Below are 5,687 nucleotides of genomic sequence, written 5' to 3' on the forward strand. Positions count from 1 at the left end.
GGCACGCCGGGGTACGGCTGTCGCTGCTGCTGTCGGCGCCGCTGGCCTGGCTGGGGGTCGCCTACCTGGGCGCGCTCGCCGCCCTGTTCGTCACGGCCTTCTGGACCACCGACTCCTTCACCGGCGACCTCGTCAGGACGTTCACGTGGGCCAACTTCCACGACGTGCTCACCGTCGAGGTGTACCGGACGGTCGCGCTGCGCTCGCTCGGCGTCGCGGTCGCGGTGACGCTGATCGACATGGTGATCGCGTTCCCGATGGCGTTCGCGATGGCCAAGCTGGCCTCGCCGCGCACCCAGCGCTGGCTGGTCATCGCCGTGCTGACCCCGCTGTGGGCGTCCTACCTGGTCAAGGCGTACGCCTGGCGGGTGATGCTCTCGTCGGACGGCCTGCTCGGCTGGGGGTACGGGCTCACGGCGACCATCCTGACGCTGTCGTACCTGTGGCTGCCGTACATGATCCTTCCGATCTACGCGGGGCTGGAGCGCCTGCCGAACTCCCTGCTGGACGCGGCCGGCGACCTCGGCGCGCGGGGCTGGCGGACCTTCCGCACGGTGGTGTGGCCGCTGACGTTCCCCGCGATCGTGGCGGGCTCGGTCTTCACCTTCTCGCTCTCGCTGGGCGACTACATCGCCGTGAAGATCGTCGGAGGCAGGAGCCAGCTCATCGGGAACGTCGTCTACGACAACATCGGCGCCGCCAACAACCTGCCGTTCGCCGCCGCCGTGGCGACGATCCCGGTCGTGATCATGCTGGTGTACCTCGCCGCGGTGCGCCGCACCGGAGCGCTGGAGAACCTGTGACCCGCTTCCCCCGCACCTCTCCCGACCCGGTGGACCGGAGGCCCTCGTGAACCTGTCCCGCACGGCACGGCTGGCGCTGCGCCTGGCACTGGTCCTCGGCCTGGCGGTGATCTACGTGCCCCTGGGGATCGTGCTGCTGAACTCCTTCAACGCCGACCGGACCTTCGCCTGGCCGCCGACGGGGTTCACCACCCGGTGGTGGGGCATCGCCTGGAACTCCTCCGGCGTGCGCGACGCCCTGTGGACCTCGGTGCGGGCGGGACTGGGCGCGACGGCGATCGCGCTGGTCCTCGGCACGATGGCGGCCTTCGCCGTGCAGCGCTACCGGTTCTTCGGCCGCGACACCGTCTCGCTGCTCATCGTGCTGCCGATCGCGCTGCCCGGCATCGTGACCGGCATCGCGCTCAACAACGCCTTCCGCACGATCCTCGAACCCTTCGGCGTCGGCCTCGGCCTGTTCACCGTGATCGTGGGTCACGCGACGTTCTGCGTGGTCACCGTGCACAACAACGTGCTGGCGCGGCTGCGCCGCATGGGGGTGAACGTCGAGGAGGCGTCGGCGGACCTGGGCGCGGACACCTTCACCACCTTCCGCCTGGTGACGTTCCCGATGATGCGCTCGGCGCTGCTGGCGGGCGGGCTGCTGGCGTTCGCCCTGTCGTTCGACGAGATCATCGTGACGACGTTCACGGCCGGGGCGGGGGTGAGGACGCTGCCGATCTGGATCTTCGAGAACCTCTTCCGCCCGAACCAGGCGCCGGTCGTCAACGTGGTCGCCGCCGCGCTCATCGTCTTCTCGGTGGTCCCGATCTACTTCGCGCAGCGCCTCTCGGGCACCACCAGCACCCACTGACCCGGGATCGCCAAGCAACATCGCGCAATATACGGGTACAGGGAGAAATCTAAGGGCTACGGTCGGGATGTCACGACATCACGTAACCGAAGAGGTGGCCCCCCATGCCCCCGACCCGTATCAACGAAGCGAAGGGAATCCTGGCCGCACGGCTCCGCGAGATCCGCAGCGAGGCCAGCCTGACGGGGCGGACCCTCGCCTCCGAGGCCGGCTGGCACTACTCGAAGGTCTCCAAGATCGAGCACGCGGCGCAGATGCCCAACGAGAACGACATCAGGGTCTGGTGCCGGGTCTGCGACGCCGAGGAGTACGTCGTCGACCTGATCGCCGCCGTGCGCAACATCGACTCGATGTACACCGAGTGGCGGCGGCTGGAGACCACCGGGCTGCGGCATGTCCAGGAGTCGTTCCAGCCGCTCTACCGGGAGACCCAGCAGTTCAGGGTCTACCAGCACTCGGCCGTCCCCGGGCTGCTCCAGACGCCCGAATACGCCCGCGCGCACCTGCGCGCCATCATCGACTTCCGGGGCATCCCCGACGACCTCGACGCGGCGGTGGCGGCCAGGATCGCCCAGCAGGAGGTGCTCGGGACCGGCGGCAAGCGGTTCATGTTCGTCGTGGGCGAGCAGGCGCTGCGCACCCCGGTGTGCGACGCCGAGGGGATGGTGGCCCAGCTCGACCGGCTGCTCCGGATCACGACCAACATGCCGCAACTCAGCTTCGGCGTGATTCCCACCGCGACCCGGTCGGCGATCATGCCACCCGAAAATTTCTGGATATATGACGATAATCAGGTCAGAGTGGATACGGTGCCCGGCCAGTTCCGCATCAAGGCCCCCACCGACGTGGCGCTCTACGAGAGGGCGTTCACCAAACTCGCCGAGGCCGCGGTCTATGGTCAGGCGGCCCGCGACCTCATCGCCGAGACGTCGAGCAGATTGCGAGGAACATGAAGCAACTTCGTTGATGAGGAGATCGGCCGCCACCTAGCCTCAGGGGCGACCCCCTCCGTGGCGACGCGGCCCGTGGCCCGTCTCGCACGGCCCACGACGAGCCAGGCGAACCCAGTCGCCGTGCCGGTGAGGAGCCACCTCGTGCCCGCCCTCCACGTTGAAGCCGCCGCACTCGCCGGCCGCCGCCCCGCGGCGGCCGTACGGCAGATCGCCGACGACCTGCAGACCTGCCTCGCGCGCCGGAACATCCCCTCGTACGTCTACTTCCTCGAAGACGGCCAGGCCGCCGTGTCGCTGTGGCAGGGCCTGCTGGCCCGGGTCGACGGCCGCATCATCTGGTGGACCAGCCCGCACCCGAGCCGCCGGGGCCGCACCCTGCGGACGTTCGCCTTCGCCCCCGCCACCGCCGCCGCACGGCTGGCCGAGCACTACGCGACCCTGCGCGCGCGGCCGCTCCCCGAGCTCTTCGCCCACCCCGAATAGACGACCCCGAAACCCGAAGAGACGACGGCTCCCCTGACACCCGGCCGCGTTCATCGGTGTCCATCCGCGAAGTCCCCAGCAGACCGGAGCCGACCATGACGACCACCGACAAGGTCGCGAGCGCGACCACGGCCAGCACCCACCTGACCGCGACCGCCCATCTGCACGCGCTGGGCGAGGCGCTCCAGGGGCGCGGCCTGTACGTGCGCGTCGGAGCGACCGACGGAGGGCTCCCGCAGCTCATCGTCGTCAGCACCGGGGTGCCCACCCTCTCTGAAGTGATCTTCGCGGCTCAGCGGCAGGGGACCTGGTGGTTCTGGTGGTCGTGGGCCGAGCGCATCGCCCCCGTCGATGACCTGTCCACCACCGAGGCGCGGATCCGCCAGGCGCTCACCCCCGCCGACCGTCAGAACCGGTAGGCGCGGGGCACCATGACGAGGCCGCCTCCCGGCGAGCGGGCCGGGAGGGCGGACGGTGAGCACGGCGAGGTGAGGCGGTCAGCCCCCCTGTCGGCCTAAAACCTACTAAACAAGTAGGTCTTGACGGAAATGCTCGTCTGTGTTGGAGTGGGATCCCATCGCCGGCGCGCTCCGGCGCTCACCCCCTGACCCGTGAACGCCCCTCTCCGGCACCACGGGCCCACGGCAGTTGAGTGAGAAAGGCTTCAGCCATGCCCGTCGAGTCCCTCGGCATCGGTGGCACGCACAACGGATCCGAGACCGCCTCCCCCGGGGCTTCGGTCGCCGATCCACCGCCCGGCGGGGACCCACCGCTCACGGTCGTCACCGCCCGGCATCCGGGGCGCTGGGCGGCGGCGGCCGTGGTGCTCGTCCTGCTGCTGATGGCGGCGAACGCCCTGGTCACCAACCCCGCGTGGGAATGGCCGGTCGTGGGCGAGTACCTGTTCTACCCCTCGATCCTCCGCGCGGTCGCGTTCACGCTGGAGCTCACCGCGCTCGGCATCGTGCTCGGCTTCCTGCTCGGCACGGTGCTGGCCCTGATGAGGCTGTCGGCGAACCCGCTGCTCAGCTCGGTGGCCTGGGGGTACACCTGGCTGTTCCGATCGGTGCCGCTGATCCTCCAGCTGCTCTTCTGGTACAACCTGGCCCTGCTTTACAAGCAGATCTCGTTCGGCGTGCCGTTCGGCCCGTCGTTCTTCTCCGTCGGCACGATGGACCTGATCGGCCCGGTGACCGCCGCCGCGCTCGGCCTCGCGCTCCACCAGGGCGCCTACGCCGCCGAGATCGTGCGGGCCGGGTTCCTTTCGGTGGACCAGGGCCAGCTTGAGGCCGCCGCCGCCCTCGGCATCCCCCGCGCCCGCCAGATCTTCAGGATCGTGCTCCCCCAGGCGATGCGGACGATCGTGCCGACGGCGGGGAACGAGATCATCGGCCTGGTCAAGGGCACCTCGGTGGTGTACATCATGGCGCTGCCCGAGCTGTTCTACCAGGCGCAGGTGATCTACAACCGCAGCGGGCGGGTCATCGCGCTGCTGCTGGTCGCGGCGATCTGGTACCTGGCCCTGACCACGGTGCTCTCGGTCTTCCAGTACTACCTGGAACGCCACTACGCCAAGGGGGCCACCAGGCACCTGCCCGAGACCCCGCTGGGACGCCTGCGCCGCGCGGTCGCCGCACGCGGCCTCGCCGGCCGGAGCGCGCTGTGACGCGGCCCATGGTCGAGCTGCGCGGCGTGCACAAGAGCTTCGGCGCGCTCGCGGTCCTGCGCGGGGTGGACCTGCGCGTGGAGGCGGGAGAGGTGACCGTGATCCTCGGCCCCTCCGGATCGGGCAAGTCCACCCTGCTCCGCAGCGTCAACCACCTGGAGAAGGTGGACCGGGGCTCGGTGCTCGTCGACGGGGAGCTGGCCGGCTACCGCCGCGCCGGCGACCGCCTGCACGAGCTGCGCGAACGCGACATCCTCCGCCAGCGCACGCACATCGGGTTCGTGTTCCAGAACTTCAACCTCTTCCCCCACCTGACCGTCCGCCAGAACGTCACCGAGGCCCCGACCTCGCCGCCGATCCGGAGACGATCGGGCCGCTGCCCTTCGAGAAGCTCTACGACGACCTGGCCGCCGAGGTCCAGGAGGCGTAGAGGTCGGCGTACACGCCCTGCTGCCGCACCAGCTCGGCGTGCGGCCCGCGCTGGACGACACGGCCGTGCTCGAACACCAGCACCTCGTCCGCCGCCTCGGCGGTGGACAGGCGGTGGGCGATCGACACGGCCGTACGTCCGCGGGTGACCCCGTCGAGGGCGCGCGCGATGCGCACCTCGGTGGCGGGGTCCACGGCGGAGGTCGCCTCGTCGAGCAGCAGCAGGTCGGGGTCGGCGAGATAGGCCCTGGCCAGCGCGACGAGCTGCCGCTCCCCCGCCGACAGCGACTCGCCGCGCTGGCCCACCGGGGTGGACAGGCCGGCGGGAAGGCCCTCCAGCCAGTCGGTCAGCCCCAGCTCGGTCATGGCCAGGGCGATGTCGTCGTCGGTGGCCGAGGGGCGGCCGTAGCGGATGTTGTCCGCGAGGGAGCCGCTGAACAGGAACCCGTCCTGCGGCACCATGACGATGCGCGCCCGCGGCGAGGAGAACCGCACCTTGC

7 protein-coding genes and 1 pseudogene are annotated in these 5,687 nt (G+C 70.3%); 7 read left to right on the forward strand and 1 reads right to left on the reverse strand.

Going from position 1 to position 5,687, the window contains the following annotated elements; translation table 11 throughout:
• From AB0B89_RS34460 to AB0B89_RS34490, 7 genes and pseudogenes are all read left to right on the forward strand, one after another.
• Positions 1-803 (forward strand): ABC transporter permease (locus AB0B89_RS34460; protein WP_358561347.1); only part of this gene is annotated, 803 nt, incomplete at its 5' end.
• A 46-nt stretch (positions 804-849) separates the two neighbouring features.
• Positions 850-1,656, forward strand: a complete 807-nt coding sequence (locus AB0B89_RS34465) for an ABC transporter permease (RefSeq protein WP_358561349.1) — start codon at positions 850-852, stop codon at positions 1,654-1,656.
• 104 nt (positions 1,657-1,760) lie between these two features.
• Complete coding sequence (locus AB0B89_RS34470) at positions 1,761-2,609, forward strand: helix-turn-helix transcriptional regulator (RefSeq protein ID WP_358561351.1); 849 nt, start codon at positions 1,761-1,763, stop codon at positions 2,607-2,609.
• Positions 2,610-2,750: 141 nt separating this feature from the next.
• Positions 2,751-3,092: a hypothetical protein gene (locus AB0B89_RS34475; RefSeq protein ID WP_358561354.1), complete on the forward strand. Its 342-nt coding sequence runs from the start codon at positions 2,751-2,753 to the stop codon at positions 3,090-3,092.
• Positions 3,093-3,187: 95 nt separating this feature from the next.
• On the forward strand, positions 3,188-3,511 hold the full coding sequence (locus AB0B89_RS34480) for a hypothetical protein (RefSeq protein WP_358561357.1): 324 nt from the start codon (positions 3,188-3,190) through the stop codon (positions 3,509-3,511).
• Between the two features lie 251 nt (positions 3,512-3,762).
• Complete coding sequence (locus AB0B89_RS34485) at positions 3,763-4,758, forward strand: amino acid ABC transporter permease (protein WP_358561360.1); 996 nt, start codon at positions 3,763-3,765, stop codon at positions 4,756-4,758.
• Between the two features lie 8 nt (positions 4,759-4,766).
• A pseudogene (locus AB0B89_RS34490) lies at positions 4,767-5,075 on the forward strand (ATP-binding cassette domain-containing protein); the annotation flags it as partial.
• Positions 5,076-5,151: 76 nt separating this feature from the next.
• Here the strand turns inward: AB0B89_RS34490 and AB0B89_RS34495 are convergent.
• Positions 5,152-5,687, reverse strand: a 536-nt coding sequence (locus AB0B89_RS34495) for an ABC transporter ATP-binding protein (RefSeq protein WP_358561363.1), incomplete at its 5' end; no start/stop codon positions are given.

The organism is Sphaerisporangium sp. NPDC049002, from assembly GCF_040649355.1.
Taxonomy (GTDB): domain Bacteria; phylum Actinomycetota; class Actinomycetes; order Streptosporangiales; family Streptosporangiaceae; genus Sphaerisporangium.